The 15,123-nt window shown below is 75.5% G+C and carries 15 protein-coding genes; 11 read left to right on the top strand and 4 right to left on the bottom strand.

Features of this window, described 5'->3' with window-relative positions; translation table 11 throughout:
* Positions 1–55: 55 nt before the first annotated feature.
* Positions 56–583: a DUF402 domain-containing protein gene (locus tag PH190_RS08325; RefSeq protein ID WP_274231028.1), complete on the top strand. Its 528-nt coding sequence runs from the start codon at positions 56–58 to the stop codon at positions 581–583.
* 24 nt (positions 584–607) lie between these two features.
* On the opposite strand, the gene coaE is transcribed toward PH190_RS08325, so the two are convergent.
* Positions 608–1,645 carry a dephospho-CoA kinase gene (coaE, locus tag PH190_RS08320; RefSeq protein WP_274231027.1) on the bottom strand — a complete coding sequence of 346 codons (1,038 nt, stop codon included), beginning with the start codon at positions 1,643–1,645 and terminating at the stop codon, positions 608–610.
* A gap of 135 nt (positions 1,646–1,780) precedes the next feature.
* Between coaE and PH190_RS08315 the strand changes: the two genes are divergently transcribed.
* The gene (locus tag PH190_RS08315) at positions 1,781–1,999 is read left to right on the top strand and encodes a hypothetical protein (RefSeq protein WP_274231026.1); all 219 of its coding nucleotides are present in this window, start codon (positions 1,781–1,783) and stop codon (positions 1,997–1,999) included.
* Positions 2,000–2,404: 405 nt separating this feature from the next.
* On the opposite strand, the gene rpsA is transcribed toward PH190_RS08315, so the two are convergent.
* Positions 2,405–3,922, bottom strand: coding sequence for a 30S ribosomal protein S1 (rpsA, locus tag PH190_RS08310; protein ID WP_274231025.1), 1,518 nt, complete (start codon positions 3,920–3,922; stop codon positions 2,405–2,407).
* A 322-nt stretch (positions 3,923–4,244) separates the two neighbouring features.
* Between rpsA and PH190_RS08305 the strand changes: the two genes are divergently transcribed.
* Both PH190_RS08305 and PH190_RS08300 read left to right on the top strand, forming a co-directional pair.
* On the top strand, positions 4,245–5,120 hold the full coding sequence (locus PH190_RS08305) for a class I SAM-dependent methyltransferase (RefSeq protein WP_420791602.1): 876 nt from the start codon (positions 4,245–4,247) through the stop codon (positions 5,118–5,120).
* Complete coding sequence (locus PH190_RS08300) at positions 5,117–6,094, top strand: GNAT family N-acetyltransferase (RefSeq protein ID WP_274231024.1); 978 nt, start codon at positions 5,117–5,119, stop codon at positions 6,092–6,094. Before PH190_RS08305 ends, PH190_RS08300 begins: the two co-directional genes overlap by 4 nt.
* 20 nt (positions 6,095–6,114) lie before the next feature.
* Here PH190_RS08300 and PH190_RS08295 read toward each other — a convergent pair whose 3' ends face one another.
* Entirely contained in the window at positions 6,115–6,294 is a 180-nt protein-coding gene (locus PH190_RS08295) for a hypothetical protein (protein WP_274231023.1), read from the bottom strand.
* A 302-nt stretch (positions 6,295–6,596) separates the two neighbouring features.
* Here PH190_RS08295 and PH190_RS08290 point away from each other — a divergent pair, with 302 nt between their 5' ends.
* Positions 6,597–7,175, top strand: a complete 579-nt coding sequence (locus tag PH190_RS08290; protein WP_274231022.1) for an HAD family hydrolase — start codon at positions 6,597–6,599, stop codon at positions 7,173–7,175.
* Here PH190_RS08290 and PH190_RS08285 read toward each other — a convergent pair.
* Positions 7,159–8,103: a LysR family transcriptional regulator gene (locus PH190_RS08285; RefSeq protein WP_274231021.1), complete on the bottom strand. Its 945-nt coding sequence runs from the start codon at positions 8,101–8,103 to the stop codon at positions 7,159–7,161. The genes PH190_RS08290 and PH190_RS08285 overlap by 17 nt on opposite strands.
* 175 nt (positions 8,104–8,278) lie before the next feature.
* Here PH190_RS08285 and PH190_RS08280 point away from each other — a divergent pair, with 175 nt between their 5' ends.
* From PH190_RS08280 to PH190_RS08255, 6 genes are all read left to right on the top strand, one after another.
* On the top strand, positions 8,279–9,151 hold the full coding sequence (locus tag PH190_RS08280) for an FAD binding domain-containing protein (protein ID WP_274231020.1): 873 nt from the start codon (positions 8,279–8,281) through the stop codon (positions 9,149–9,151).
* Between the two features lies 1 nt (position 9,152).
* Positions 9,153–9,641 carry a (2Fe-2S)-binding protein gene (locus PH190_RS08275; RefSeq protein ID WP_274231019.1) on the top strand — a complete coding sequence of 163 codons (489 nt, stop codon included), beginning with the start codon at positions 9,153–9,155 and terminating at the stop codon, positions 9,639–9,641.
* Between the two features lie 89 nt (positions 9,642–9,730).
* Complete coding sequence (locus PH190_RS08270) at positions 9,731–12,097, top strand: aerobic carbon-monoxide dehydrogenase large subunit (protein WP_274231146.1); 2,367 nt, start codon at positions 9,731–9,733, stop codon at positions 12,095–12,097.
* Entirely contained in the window at positions 12,094–13,041 is a 948-nt protein-coding gene (locus PH190_RS08265) for an XdhC family protein (protein WP_274231018.1), read from the top strand. Before PH190_RS08270 ends, PH190_RS08265 begins: the two co-directional genes overlap by 4 nt.
* On the top strand, positions 13,038–13,919 hold the full coding sequence (locus PH190_RS08260; protein WP_274231017.1) for an AAA family ATPase: 882 nt from the start codon (positions 13,038–13,040) through the stop codon (positions 13,917–13,919). The genes PH190_RS08265 and PH190_RS08260 overlap by 4 nt, the downstream gene beginning before the upstream one ends.
* On the top strand, positions 13,909–15,111 hold the full coding sequence (locus PH190_RS08255; RefSeq protein WP_274231016.1) for a vWA domain-containing protein: 1,203 nt from the start codon (positions 13,909–13,911) through the stop codon (positions 15,109–15,111). The genes PH190_RS08260 and PH190_RS08255 overlap by 11 nt, the downstream gene beginning before the upstream one ends.
* Positions 15,112–15,123 lie beyond the last annotated feature (12 nt).

Genomic DNA, 15,123 nt, shown 5'->3' with positions numbered 1-15,123 from the left:
TTCGGGTAGGGGTCGCCTCCGGTACCCCCTGACGGGTGTCCTAGGGTCCTCCGCCGTGAGCCCGGTCGTCTCCCGCCAGCTGGTCGAGGTCATCGACACCCGGACGGTGACCCGTACCCACCTCCTCGCGCCGGACGAGGTCCTGGAACAGGCCCTCGACCGGTGGTGCGTGTCCCCGTGGGGCCTGCGGACGACGGTGCTCAGCCCCGAGGACCCGTTCGTCCTGGCCGAGACGTGCTGGTACGTCGCCGATCACGGCCTGCGCCTGCGCCGGCGACGGCCGCGCGACGGTGGCGCCGCCGACACCACCACCGAGATCGGCGCGGTGCGGATCGCCGTCGACGGCGCGCAGTGGCGCTGCACCGACCTCCTGCTCGGCCTCGAGGTCGTCCCCGGACGCCCCGCCCGCGTCGTCCACGACGCCGACTTCGCCGCCGCCGTCGCCGGGGGCGTCCTCGCCGCCGCCGACGCCGACGAGGCCATGAGCACCGTGCACCGCGTGCTCGGCGAGCTCGTCGACGCCCGGCACGACCTCGGCACCTGGACCGACTCACTCGGGCTCGGGTCGCTGGACCGGGCCTGATCGTCCCGCAGCCCGCGACCCGGACTACGGCAGGGCGACCTCGGCCCGCACGGCGGCGGGGTCGGCGGCCACGCGGTCGGGGTCCTGACGGGCGCGGTCGCGGGCCTCGACGATCGCCTTCACGCGCTTCGCCTCGCGGCGACTCTTGCCGTCGAGCACGAGGACGCGCGCGGGGCGGGCGGGGTCGGCGGAGCCGTGGCGGCCGGGGCCGGTGCGCGGGAAGCCGGCCGAGAGGAAGGCCTCGGCGAGCTCGTCGCCGGGGCGGACGGCCTCGACGAGCAAGTCGACGACGTCCGGGGCGGGCAGGCCGGGGATCGCGCCCGGCCCGACGTGCTCGACACGGCGCACGTGCTCGCCGCCGACGACCGCCAACCGCGCGGCCAGCCGCCGGGCGACGACGTCGCGGTCGTCGGCCGGGGCCACGACGTCGGTCGGGGCGGGCGTCGCCTCGCCGTGCTCGACGTTCTGCGCGAACGGCACGAGGCGCTCGTGCCAGAGCCGCTCGACCTGCTCGCGCAGCGCCCCCGCGGCCCCGGCGTTCTCCAGCCACACGTCGGCGGCCGCGCGCCGGGCCTCGTCGTCGGCCTGCGCGGCGATGCGGGCGCGGGCGTCCTCGACGCTCATGCCGCGGTTGTCCCGCAGGCGCGCGACCCGGACGTCGACCGGCGCGTCCACCACCACGACCAGCGCGAACGCCGCGCCCATCCCGTTCTCGACCAGCAGCGGGACGTCGTGCACGACCACCGCGTCGTCGGGGGCCTCGGCGACCATCTCCGCGGTCCGGGCGCCGATGCGCGGGTGCAGGATGCCGTTGAGCTGCTGGCGCTTCGCGTCGTCAGCGAAGACGATCTGCCCGAGCGCGGGCCGGTCGAGGGCGCCGTCGTCGTCGAGCACGTCCTCGCCGAAGGCCTCGACGACCGCGGCCAGGCCGTCGGTGCCGGGTTCGACGACCTCGCGGGCGATCCGGTCGGCGTCGATCACCACCGCGCCCAGTTCGGTGAGCGTCTCCGCCACGGTCGACTTCCCCGCCCCGATCCCGCCGGTGAGCCCGAGCCTCAGCACGCCCGCAGTCTGCCCACCGGCCGCCGGGTTCACTCGACCCGGGGTCGAGAGTCGCGCGGCGAGTCACTCGCGTCCCATGAGTCACAGCGCTACGGTGCTGCCTCACCCGCACCACACGACCTGAGGGAGATGCGCGTGTTCCGTTCGCGCCGCACCGCCGGACGTCACCGCCTCGGCGCCCCCGGGCTCGTCTGGTGCCGCACGTTGCCGCAGGTCGAGGCCGCGCTGGCCGTCCCGCACATCGCCCGCCGCGGGCTGGTGGAGCGCTTCCTCGCCGGCTCGCGGCACCTGCGCCCGGCCTTCGAGCCCGCGCCCGCGGCCGCGGTCGCGGTCGCTGTGCCGGCCGCGGCCTGAGGCTCGCCGGGTTGTGGCAGCGAGGGCGTCCCTCGCTGCGTGCCAGGCAGCCGGGGCGTCCCTCGCTCCGCGGTGCCCGGCTCCGCGGTGAGCAGCGAGGGCGTCGTTCGCTGCGTGCCAGGCACCCACGGCGTCCTTCGCTGCGCACCGGCGCATCGACGGTCGCGCGCCCCCGAAGATCGCGCGCGCCGGCGAGGGCGAGGGGCACGGTCGGCAGCGCCAGGCGCTCCATGATCATGCGCAACGTGCCCCTCGCCGGTCCGGCCCGGTGATCGACGGGGAGTTCGCGCGCGTAGAAGCAGCGAACAGCGCGTTCGCTGCCCCCACGCACCCCCCGCACACGACGACGGGCCCCCACCCCGCGAGGGGGTGGGGGCCCGTCGGTCGAGCCTCGCTACCGGGTGATCAGCCGCCCGACAGCTTCTCGCGCAGCGCCGCGAGCTGGGCGTCGCTGGCCAGCGCGCCGCCGCCGCTCTGGGACGGCGGGCCCTGGCCCGGGTCCGCGGCGTCGTCGTCGTCGCGCTCCCCCTCGGACGACGGGCCGCCCGAGGAGTAGTTGGCCGGCGCGGCCTCGGCCGCCTCCGCCTCCTGCTCCTGGGTGCGCTGGAGCTGGGCGATGTGCTGCTCGTACCGGGCGTAGGCCGCCTGGTACTGCCGCTCCCACTCCTCGCGCTGCGACTCGTACCCCTCGCGCCACTCGCCAGTGTCCGGGTCGAAGCCCTCGGGGTAGATGTAGTTGCCCGCGTCGTCGTACTCGGCCGCCATGCCGTAGAGCGCCGGGTCGAACTCGGTCTCCGGCGTCATGCCCTCGTTGGCCTGCTTGAGCGAGAGCGAGATGCGGCGACGGTCGAGGTCGATGTCGATGACCTTGACCATGACGTCGTTGCCGACCTGGACTACCTGCTCCGGCACCTCGACGTGGCGCTCGGCCAGCTCCGAGATGTGGACCAGGCCCTCGATGCCCTCGTCCACGCGGACGAACGCACCGAACGGCACCAGCTTCGTGACCTTGCCGGGCACGATCTGGCCGATCTGGTGGGTGCGGGCGAACTGGCGCCACGGGTCCTCCTGCGTCGCCTTGAGCGACAGCGAGACCCGCTCGCGGTCGAGGTCGACGTCGAGGACCTCGACCTTGACCTCCTGGCCCACCTCGACGACCTCGGACGGGTGGTCGATGTGCTTCCAGGACAGCTCGGAGACGTGCACCAGACCGTCGACACCGCCGAGGTCGACGAACGCACCGAAGTTGACGATCGACGAGACCTGGCCGGACCGGATCTGGCCCTTGGCGAGCTGGTTGAGGAACTCGCTGCGCACCGCCGACTGGGTCTGCTCCAGCCACGCGCGGCGGGAGAGGACGACGTTGTTGCGGTTCTTGTCCAGCTCGATGATCTTGGCCTCGATCTCCTTGCCCACGTAGGGCTGGAGGTCGCGGACGCGACGCATCTCGACCAGCGAGGCCGGGAGGAACCCGCGCAGGCCGATGTCGAGGATGAGGCCGCCCTTGACGACCTCGATGACGGTGCCCTTGACGGGCTCGTCGTTGTCCTTGAGCTGCTCGATCGTGCCCCAGGCGCGCTCGTACTGGGCGCGCTTCTTGGACAGGATCAGCCGGCCCTCCTTGTCCTCCTTCTGGAGGACGAGGGCTTCGACCTCGTCGCCGACGGCGACGACCTCGTTGGGATCGACATCGTGCTTGATCGAGAGCTCACGCGAGGGGATGACGCCCTCGGTCTTGTAGCCGATGTCGAGGAGGACCTCGTCCCGGTCGACCTTCACGATCGTGCCTTCGACGATGTCGCCATCGTTGAAGTACTTGATCGTCTGGTCGATGGCGGCGAGGAAGTCCTCTTCCGACCCGATGTCGTTCACAGCCACCTGGGGGCTGGTCGTCGTCGGGGCGGTGTGGGTGTCGATGGACATACGGTGGACGGCTCCGGGAACATGGTCAGATCGAGCGTGCAGGGACACCACGGAAGTGAGCCGTCGTCCTGACGCGTGCACCGGCGAGCCCGAGGACGAGACCGGAGACGAGGTGTCCGCCCACCCGCAGGCGAGGAGCACGCGGACAGGGCGAGACCACTGACGTGGACCTTCATCGTAACCGCGTCCGACACGGCCCGGCAATCGGGGCACCCCCTGCTCGGCCTCGGCGTGTCGCAGGGCACGGGCGCGGCGTGTCGTGGCCGGTGAGGGCCCGGCCGGGGGAGGTCGCCCCCGCGCCCGGGCGTGTCAGGATGCCCCGGTGCCGACGCCTCCCCCGCCCTCCCTCGAGGGCGGGCGCGTGCCGGCCGAGGAGCTCCTCGGCGCGGCCGGGATCGCCCGGCGGCCGGTCGGGGCGGCGGAGTCGAGCGCGGCCAGCCGCGCCTGGTGGGACGCCGACGCCGACGACTACCAGGCCGAGCACGGCGCCTTCCTCGGCGACGACGACTTCGTCTGGTGCCCCGAGCGGCTGCGCGAGGCGGACGCCCGCCTGCTCGGCGACCCGGCGGCCCTGCGGGGTGCCCGGGTGCTCGAGGTGGGCTGCGGGGCGGCGTCGTGCTCGCGCTGGCTCGCCGGGATCGGCGCGCGGGTCGTCGGGATCGACCTGTCGGCGGGCATGCTCGCCCACGCCCGGGCCGCCGACGCGCGCACCGGGGTCGCCGTCCCGCTCGTGCAGGCCGACGCCGGCGCGATCCCGCTGGCCGACGCCACGGTCGACGCGGCGTTCTCGGCCTTCGGCGCCGTGCCGTTCGTGGCCGACGCCGCCGCGGTGATGCGCGAGGTCGCCCGCGTGCTGCGCCCCGGGGCGCCGTGGGTGTTCGCGGTGAACCACCCCATGCGCTGGATGTTCCCCGACGATCCCGGCCCCGACGGGCTGACCGTCTCGCAGTCCTACTTCGACCGCACGCCCTACGCCGAGGTCGACGACGACGGGCGCGTGGTCTACGTCGAGCACCACCGCACCCTCGGCGACCGCGTGGCCGACGTCGTCGCCGCCGGGCTGGTGCTCGAGCGGCTGGTCGAGCCCGCATGGCCGGACGACCTCGACGACGTGTGGGGCCAGTGGTCGCCGCTGCGCGGGCGCCTGTTCCCCGGGACGGCGATCTTCTGCTGCCGGCGGCCGGGGACCGCGCCGTGATCGGCCGGTCGCGGGCGACGCCGTCGGGCCGCTCCCCCGAGGTCGTGCTCACCGAGCTGCTGCGCGACCAGCAGGCGCGCTTCGCCGAGCTCGACACCGGTCTGCCGCCGGCGGTCCTGCCCCCGCCGGGCGACGTCGTCGTCGTGGGCGACGGCCCGGGCGGCGAGGCCGCGGGCGTCGTCACCCAGCACAGCTGGCCGGCGGGCAGCGCTCCCCTGCTGTGGTCGGCCGCGGAGGTCACCGAGCTGCACCCCGTCCTCGGCCACAGCGGGCGCCGCGGCGCCGACCGGCTGCTCGCGGAGTGGCCGGGCCGCGTGCCGGCGCGCGTGCGGGCCGCCGCCGACTCCGCCGCCGTCGTCACCTGGCCCAGCCGCGACGTCGCCGCCGCCCGCGCCTTCCTCGACCACGGCCTCGTGCCGCTCGCGGTCCTCGCCGTGCGCCGCCCGGGCCCGCTCGCCGGGGTGCTCGACCGCGACCCGGGCCTCGAGGTCCGTCCCGCCGGCGAGGACGACCTCGAGGGGTGCGTCGAGCTGGCGATGCACGAGATCGCCTACTCGAGCATGGTCGGCGGCAGCGTGCTGCGCCCCGACGCCGAGGCGGTGAAGCGGACGGCGCTGCGCGAGCGGTGGGCGCGCGGCGAACCGATCTTCCTCGCCGAGCGCGACGGCCGGCTGGTCGGGCTGCTGGAGTGCGGGCTCACCGAGGCGACGCCGGGCAGCTGGCTCGCGGGCCTGCTGCCCACCGGGCGGTGGGGCTACGTCAACTGCGCCTCGGTCCTGCCGGGCCACCGCGGCCGGGGCGTCGGGCACGCGCTCGTCGCCGCCGCCCTGCCCGCCCTCCAGCCGCCCGGGGTCCGCGGCACCTACCTCTACTACAACCCGCCGAACCCGGTGTCCTCGGTGTTCTGGCCCCGCCACGGCTACCGACCGCTGTGGACACTGTGGGAGGTCCGGCCGGCGGCGGCGCTGCGCTGACGACCCGCTGCGGGGCCCGGTCAGGACCTGGCGGCCGGGGGCAGCAGGTCCGGATCGGTGGCGGCGAGCAGCGTCCGCCGCGGGTGCTGCCGACCCACCGGCCCGGTCGCGTCGTGCAGCAGGTCCCGCGCGACCGCGTCGACCGAGCGCGCCCGCGCCACCTCCAGCCACTCGAGCAGGGCCAGGCCGGCCTCCGGCACGGGGGTGGAGGTGGTCGTCCAGCACGGCGAGCGCGTCGCGCGCGAGGGCCTCGTCGTGGATCGGCCGCAGGGACGACCGGCGCGCGTGCGCGGGGTCGGTCCTGTCCGGACCGGGCGTGACGTCGATGAGGTAGCCGCGCCGCCCGGCGGAGCACCGCGGGGTGTCCGGGGTCGGGTAGCCGAGCGCGACGACGTCGCCCTCCCCGCCGGTGTGCGCCCGGCGGGCCGACTCCACGACCGCCCACCCTCGCCCCGGTGAAGCAGACCTCCCGCATCCCCGTCGACGCGACGGCGTCGGCTCGGTGCGCCTGCTCGGCGCCGAGGGCCTCGCACCTTCCCGGGACATCGCCGCGTGCACCGCGCGGTGGGAACGCGGGGGCTACACCACGGTGCTGGTCGGTCGCGGCTCCGGGGTGGTCGGCGCCTTCGCGCTCGCGGACGGCGTCACCGTCGGGGTGGACGACGTGGTCACCGGCGTCACCCCCGACGAGAAGGCGGCGGAGATCGACCGGCTGCGCGCCGCGGGGGTGTCGGTGGCGATGCTCGGGGACGGGGTGAACGACGCCCCCGCGCTCGCCCCGGCCGACCTCGGACCGGCGATGGGCTCGGGCACCGACGTCGCGATCGGTGCCGCCGACATGGTGCTCGTGCGGGACGGGCTCGGCGTCGTCCCCGCGGCACTCGCCCTCGCGCGCGCCAGCCGCCGCACCATCCGCCGCGACCTCGCCCGGGCCTTCGCCCACAACGTCGCCGCCCTCCCCGTCGCCCCGGGGGGCCTGCTCAGCCCGCGTCGCGGGCGGGGCGATGGCCACCTCCTCGGCGCTCGTGGTCGCCAGCAGCCTCCCTCGCGCGATCGTCGGGCGGCTAGTTCCAGATCGTGACGTACACCGGTGGCCGGAACCGGGAGGGCACCACCCCGCCGTGGGGGGACCGCATCAACGCCATCGCCTCGGGCGTCGTGAGGAAGCGCAGGAACGCCGCGGCGCCCGCGCCGCGCAGCTCCGGGCGCAGGGTCGTGGCGTGCCAGGCTCCCGCGAGCGGGGTGGCCGGGGTCGGCACGACCCGCAGATCGCCCCGGCGGACCTGCGGGTTGACCAGGTGCGCCGTCGCCACGGCGACGCCGCCGCCGGCCACCGCCGTGTCCCAGGCGCCGGCGTGGGAGCCGAACACCCGCACCCGGTCCTCCGGCACGCCGAGGCGGCGCAGGAGCTCGCTGGTCTCGCTGTCCGGGTCCCCCGCGCTCGGGTCCGCCAGCCAGGGCCAGCCCGCGGGGCGACCCGCGAGGCGCAGCCCGGGGGCGGCGACGGCGACCAGCTGGGTGCGCAGCACCGGTTCGGACGCCAGCCGGAGACCGGGGTCGGCGCCGAGCGCCGGGCCGAGGGCGACGTCGGCGAGCCGGTTGGCCACGAGGACCTCGAGCTCGGCGGTGGACGCCACCCCGGTCGAGACGTCGAAGCCACCGCCGCGGGCGTCGAACGCCGCGGTCACGGGCCCGGCGACGAACTCCGCGGTGACCGAGGTGGTCACCACCCGCAGTTCCTCGGCGCGCCCCTGGGCGGTGCGCACCGCGGCCTCCGCCTCGGCGCCCAGGGCCACCATCTGCGACGCCAGCCCGAGCAGGCGCACCCCGGCCGGCGTCGGCTCCATCCGGCCCTCGACCCGCACGACGAGGGGGTCGTCGAGGTGCTTGCGGAGCACCGACAGGGCCTGCGACACCGCGGAGTCCGTGACGCCGAGCGCCTCGGCCGCCGCTCGCACCGTCCCCAGACGGGCGACGAGCACGAAGGTGTGCAGCTGGGTCAACGTCACCCACACGAGTCTCGTGCAGCCCCCGAGGGGCGGCCAGCGGCCGGTTGAGCGATCGCTCAACTCCGACTGTCCCAACATGCGGGACGTCGACGACAGTGACCTCGCCCACACTCGTCGTGGTGAGGCCGACCACCACACCGGCCCCGCTCCGTCTCCCACCACCGAGGGGAAACCCATGCAGGTCCCCGCCCAGTTCGCCTACGCGAAGGCCGGCAGCGTCGACGAGGCGATCGCGCTGCTGCGCCGCCACGGACCCGACGCCCTCGTCGTCGCCGGCGGGCACAGCCTCATCCCCATGATGAAGCTCCGCCTCGCCGAACCGACCGCGCTCATCGACATCAACGGTCTCTCCGAGCTCACCGGCGTGGCCGTGCAGGGCGACGAGGTGCGCCTGGGAGCCATGGTGCGCCACGGCGAGGTCCTCGACTCCCCCGTCGTGCGCGAGCACTTCCCGATCCTCGCCGACGCCGAGCGCCTCATCGCCGACCCGATCGTGCGCAACCGCGGCACGGTCGGCGGCTCGCTCTGCCAGGCCGACCCGTCGGAGGACCTCTCGGCGGCGTTCTCCGCCCTCCGCGCCTCGGTGGTGATCCGCTCGGCCGACGGCGAGCGCGTCGTCCCGGTCCGCGAGTTCCACCACGGTCCCTACGAGACCGCCGTGGCCCACGGCGAGCTGCTGCTCGAGGTGCGGGTCCCGATCCGTGCGGCGACCGGGAGCGCCTACCAGAAGATCGAACGCCGGGCCGGGGACTGGGCCGTGGCGTCGGCCGGGGCGGTCGTGACCCTCGACGGCGACACCGTCGTCGACGTCGGCATCGGCCTGACCGCCGTGGGCGCCCCGCACTTCGTCGCCCCGGAGGCCGAGGACGCCCTGCGCGGCGGCCCCGCCACCGACGACGCCTTCGCCGCCGCCGCCCGGGTCGCGGCCGAGCACTGCTCGCCGTCGGCCGACCAGCGCGGACCCGTCGACTACAAGCGCCACCTCGTCGGCGAGCTGGTGACCCGCACGCTCCAGCGCGCCACCGCACGCGCCCGAGGAGAGGCCTGACATGGAGATCACCGTCCGCGTCAACGGGGTGCCGCAGACCCGTGACGTCGAACCCCGCCTGCTGCTCACCCACTTCCTGCGCGACGAGCTCCGCCTCACCGGCACCCACTGGGGCTGCGACACCACCAACTGTGGGGCCTGCGTGGTCCGCCTCGACGGGGTCCCGGTCAAGTCCTGCACCGTGCTCGCGGTGATGGCCGACGGCGCGTCGGTCGACACCGTGGAGGGCCTCGCCCATGGCGCCGAGCTCGACCCGGTGCAGGAGGGGTTCGTGACCTGTCACGGCCTGCAGTGCGGCTTCTGCACCCCGGGGATGCTCATGACGACCCGGGCCCTGCTCGACCGCGACCCCGACCCCTCCCCCGCGACGATCCGGGAGGCCATCTCCGGACAGATCTGCCGCTGCACCGGCTACGAGAACATCGTGCGGTCGGTGCGGTGGGCCGCCGAGAGGACCCAGGCCGAGCAGCAGAGCGAGGTGGCCCCGTGACCAGCATCGACGACAGCCGCATCCCCGGCGTGCAGGACCCGGCGGTCCAGATCCACGCCGAGGCCGAGACGCCGCGGGGCTACGGCTCGATGAAGCGCAAGGAGGACGCGCGCTTCGTGCGGGGGCGGGGCCGCTACGTCGACGACGTCGTGCTGCCCGGCATGCTCCACGGCGCGGTGCTGCGCAGCCCGCTGGCCCACGCCCGCATCACCGCGGTGGACACCAGCGCCGCCGAGGCGCACCCGAAGGTCCACGCCGTGATCACCGGCGAGACCCTGGCGGGGCTCGGCCTGGCGTGGATGCCGACGCTGTCGAACGACACGCAGGCGGTGCTGGCCACCGACAAGGTCCGGTTCCAGGGCCAGGAGGTCGCCTTCGTCGTCGCCGACGACAAGTACGCCGCGCGGGACGCGCTCGACCTCATCGACGTGCAGTACGAGCCGCTCGACCCGGTCATCGACGCGCGGCGCGCCCTCGAGGCGGGCACGCCGGTGGTGCGCGACGACAAGGACGGCCAGGCCGACAACCACATCTTCGACTGGGAGTCCGGCGACTCCGCGGCCACCGACCGGGTGTTCGCCGAGGCCGAGGCCGCGCCCGACCAGCGCGTCGTCACCGCGGACATCCTCTACCCGCGGGTCCACCCGGCACCCCTGGAGACCTGCGGCGCGATCGCCGACATGGACCCGGTGACCGGCAAGCTCACGCTCTGGACCACCACGCAGGCCCCGCATGCGCACCGGACGCTCTACGCGCTGGTCGCCGGCCTGCCCGAGCACAAGATCCGCGTCGTGTCCCCCGACATCGGCGGGGGCTTCGGCAACAAGGTCGGCATCTACCCCGGCTACGTGTGCGCGATCGTCGCCTCGATCGTCACCGGCAAGCCGGTCAAGTGGATGGAGGACCGCTCCGAGAACCTCATGAGCACCTCCTTCGCCCGCGACTACCACATGCGCGGCGAGGTGGCGGTGACCGACGAGGGCACGATCCGCGCGGTGCGGGTCGACGTGCTGGCCGACCACGGCGCGTTCAACGCCACCGCCCAGCCGACGAAGTTCCCGGCCGGCTTCTTCGGGGTGTTCACCGGCTCCTACGACCTCGAGGCCGCGCACTGTGCGGTGACGGGGGTGTACACCAACAAGGCGTCCGGCGGCGTCGCCTACGCCTGCTCGTTCCGGATCACCGAGGCCGTGTACCTCGTCGAGCGGATGGTCGACGTCGTCGCCCACGACCTCGGGATGGACCCCGCCGAGCTGCGGATGCGCAACCTCCTGCGTCCCGACCAGTTCCCCTACCGCAGCGCCACGGGGTGGGAGTACGACTCGGGCGACTACCCGCACACCTTGCAGGTCGCGCTGGAGAAGGCCGGGTACGAGGCGCTGCGCGCGGAACAGGCCGACCGGCGCCGCCGCCACGAGGCCGGGGAACGCGTGCGCCTCATGGGGATCGGGCTCAGCTTCTTCACCGAGGCCGTGGGCGCCGGCCCGCGCCGGTCGATGGACATCCTCGGGCTCGGCATGGCCGACGGCGCCGACCTGCGGGTGCACCCCACCGGCAAGGCCGTCCTCGGCATCTCCGCGCAGAGCCAGGGGCAGGGGCACGAGACGACGTTCGCGCAGATCGTCGCGCAGGAGCTGGGGATCTCCCCCGACGACGTCGAGGTGGTGCACGGCGACACCGACCTCACGCCGTTCGGGCTGGGCACCTACGGCTCCCGCTCGACACCGGTCTCGGGCGCCGCTACCGCGGTCGTCGCCCGCAAGGTCCGCGAGCGGGCGCGCATCGTGGCCGCGACCATGCTCGAGGTCGCGCCCGAGGACCTCGAGTGGCACGACGGGCGCTGGCAGGTCGCCGGTGACCCCGAGGCGTCCCGGTCGATGGCCGAGATCGCCATGGCCGCGCACTCGAACCTCGAGCTGCCCGAGGGCGTCGAGGGCCACCTGGACGCCACGTGCGTCTACAACCCGCCCAACCTCACCTACCCGTGCGGCGCCTACGTCTGCGTCGTCGACGTCGACCCCGGCACGGGCGCGGTCGACGTCCGGCGGTTCGTGGCCGTCGACGACTGCGGCGTGCGCATCAACCCGATGATCGTCGAGGGACAGATCCACGGGGGGCTCGCCGACGGCGTCGGGATGGCGCTGATGCAAGGCATCGCGTTCGACCTCGACGGCAACTGCCTGGGCGGGTCGATGATGGACTACCTGCTGCCGACCTCCCTGGAGTGCCCGTCCTGGGAGCTCGGCGAGACCGTGACCCCGTCGCCGCACCACCCGATCGGCGCCAAGGGCATCGGGGAGTCGGCCACGGTCGGCTCGCCGCCCGCGATCGTGAACGCGGTGATCGACGCACTGGCGCCCTACGGGGTTCGGCACGCCGACATGCCGCTGACCCCGGCCGCCGTCTGGTGCGCCGCCCAGGGTCGTCCCCTGCGCACCGACCTCGCGATCACGTGACCACCGCGCACGTCCTCCGTCGTGCCGGGGCGCTGCGCGACGCCGGGACACCCTTCGTGCTCGCCACCGTCGTCCGGGCCCAGAGCCCCACGAGCGCCCGGGCCGGCGACAGCGCGCTCGTCCTGCCCGACGGCACCCTCGAGGGGTTCGTGGGCGGGGCCTGCGCCGAGTCGACGGTGCGGGTGGAGGGGCTGCGCCTGCTCCGCGACCGCAGCTCGACCCTGCTGCGGATCGTCCCGGCCGGCGGGGACGCGGCGACGCCACCGGTCGACATCGGCGGGGCGGAGCGGGAGGGCGTGATCACGGTCGACAACCCGTGCCTGTCCGGCGGCACCCTCGAGATCTTCCTGGAGGCCATGGTGCCGCCGACGGTGGTGCACGTGTGCGGCGACGGCCCGGTGGCCCGGGCCCTGGTGCGGATCGGGGAGGCCATGGACTTCGACGTCCGGGCCGGCGGGGACCCGTCCGCCTCGTCCCCGCCGGCAGCCGTGGTCGTCGCCGCGCACGGACGCGACGAGGACGAGGCGCTGGTCGCCGCGCTGCGCGCCGGCGTGCCCTACGTCGCGCTGGTGGCGAGCCGGACACGCGGCACGGCCGTGCTCGACGCGCTCGACGTCACGCCGTCGGAGCGCGCCCGGGTGCGGACCCCGGCCGGTCTCGACCTCGGCGCCACGACGCCGGCGGAGATCGCCCTCTCGATCTACGCGGAGATGGTCGCCGGTCGGGAACGGGTGGCCCGACCGCCCGCGGCCGTGGACCACGGGGACGGCGCCGGACCGGCGGTGGACCCGGTGTGCGGGATGGCCGTGGCCCGCGCGGCGGCCGACCCGTCCGCGGTCGTCGACGGCCGGACCTGGTGGTTCTGCGGACCGGGCTGTCGCCGTGCCTTCCTCGACGACCCGGCGCGCTTCACCGTCGTCGACCTCGCGGCGGGCCGCTCGTGACGGACCTCCCGACCGACGTCGCGTCGTTGCGGTCCGCGCTGGCCGCGACCGGCTACCTCGCCGACGACGGCCTGGGGACCGCCCTGTTCCTCGCCGTCGCCCTGCGCCAGCCGCTGCTGCTCGAGGGCGAGCCGGGCGTCGGGAAGACCCGCGCTGCCCTCGCCCTGGCCGAGGTCGTGGACACCCCGCTGGTGCGGCTGCAGTGCTACGAGGGGCTCACCGCGGCCGAGGCGCTCTACGAGTGGAACCACCCCCGCCAGCTGCTCGCGATCCGGCTCGCCGAGAGCCGTGGTCAGCCGCTGGGCGACGACGACCTGTTCGGCGAGGAGTTCCTGCTGGCGCGGCCGCTCCTCGCCGCGGTCACCCACCCCGGGCCGCGACCGGCCGTCCTGCTGATCGACGAGGTCGACCGCGCCGACGACGAGTTCGAGGCCCACCTGCTCGAGCTCCTCGCCGAGGGCGCGGTGACGATCCCCGAGCTCGGCACCCGGCGGGCGGTGCACCGACCGGTCGTCGTGCTCACCTCGAACCGGACGCGCGACCTGCACGACGCGCTGACCCGGCGCTGCCTGCACCACGCGATCCCCCACCCCGACACCGCCGCCGTCGAGGCGATCATCCGGGTCCGGGTCCCGGAGGTCGGGGACGTCCTCGCCGACCAGGTCGCCCACGCGCTGGCCCGGCTCCGCACCGCCGCCCTGCTCAAACCACCGGGCCTCGCCGAGGCCATCGACTGGGTGCGCGCCCTGCAGGCGCTCGGCGTCGAGCGACTCGACGCCGAGCAGGCGCGCCGTACGCTCGGCGCGGTCGTCAAGCACGACGAGGACCGGGAGCTCGTCCTGCGGACGGGGCTGGAGTCGGTCGTCGGTGGACCCTGACCGCCCCGACCCGCCCGGGCGCGCCGGCCCCGACCTGGCGACCCTCGCCGCCCGCCTGGCCGGCGCCCTGCGGCGGGCCGGCGTGCCGGTCGACGTCGGGCAGGCGACACGCTTCGCGACCGGTGTCGTCGCGGCGGACCCGGCGAGCACGCGGGAGCTGTACTGGGTCGCCCGCGTCACACTGCTCACCGACCTCGCCCTCGTGCCCGCCTTCGACGCGGTGTTCGACGCGGTGTTCCGGGCGGGCGACGCCACGGACACGGCCGGCCCCACCGATCCCGCGGACTCCCGCGGTGACCAGCACGCGCCGCCGCCCGTCGCCGCCCCGGCCCGGGGCACCGCCGCGGTCGGCGGCGTCCCCCGCGTCGACGCCGCCACCGGCGAGACCTCCGCGGACGACGACCCCCGGCCGGTGCCGGTGGCCGCCAGCGCGGCGGAGCGGCTCGGCGCCCGCGACTTCGCCGACCTCTCCCCCGCCGAGCTCGCCGCCCTCGCGGTGGCGATGCGCCGGTTCCGCGTGGCCACCCCGCCGCGCCCGTCCCGCCGCCACCGGGCCTCGCCGCGCGGCGCCGCCGTCGACCTGCGGGCCACCCTGCGCCGCGCGCGCCGGACCGGCGGGCAACCGGTGACGCTCGCCCGGCGGACCTGGCGCCCGCGCCCCCGGCGGCTGGTCGTGCTGTGCGACATCTCCGGCTCGATGGAGCCGTACGCCCGGGCCCTGCTCCAGATGCTGTGGTGCGCCCGGGTCTCGTCGCGCGCCGAGATCTTCACCTTCGCCACCCGCCTGACGCGGCTGACCCCGGCCCTCGCCCGCCGCGGGCCGGAGGACGCCCTCGCCCGCGCCGGGAGCCTCGCGACGGACTGGTCCGGCGGCAGCCGCATCGGTGAGTCGATCGCGGAGTTCACCCGCCGGTGGGGGCGCCGCGGGATGGCCCGCGGTGCGGTCCTGCTCGTCGTCTCCGACGGCTGGGACACCGGCGACCCGGCGCTGCTCGGCCGCGAGATGGCCCACCTGCAGCGCCTCGCGCACCGCGTGGTGTGGGCCAACCCGCGGACCGCCCGGCCGCACTTCCAGCCGCTCGCCCGTGGGATCGCCGCCGCGTGGCCCCACTGCGACGCGGTGGTCAGCGCCCACCGCCTCGACGCCCTCGACGAGCTCCTCGAGGCGCTGCGCGGCGACCGGTCGGGCTGAGACGCCCGGCCC

The organism is Actinomycetospora straminea (assembly GCF_028737255.1).
Classification (GTDB): Bacteria; Actinomycetota; Actinomycetes; order Mycobacteriales; family Pseudonocardiaceae; genus Actinomycetospora; species Actinomycetospora straminea.
The sequence above is the reverse complement of the archived record's forward strand: the minus strand, read 5'-3'. Positions and strand labels throughout refer to the sequence as shown.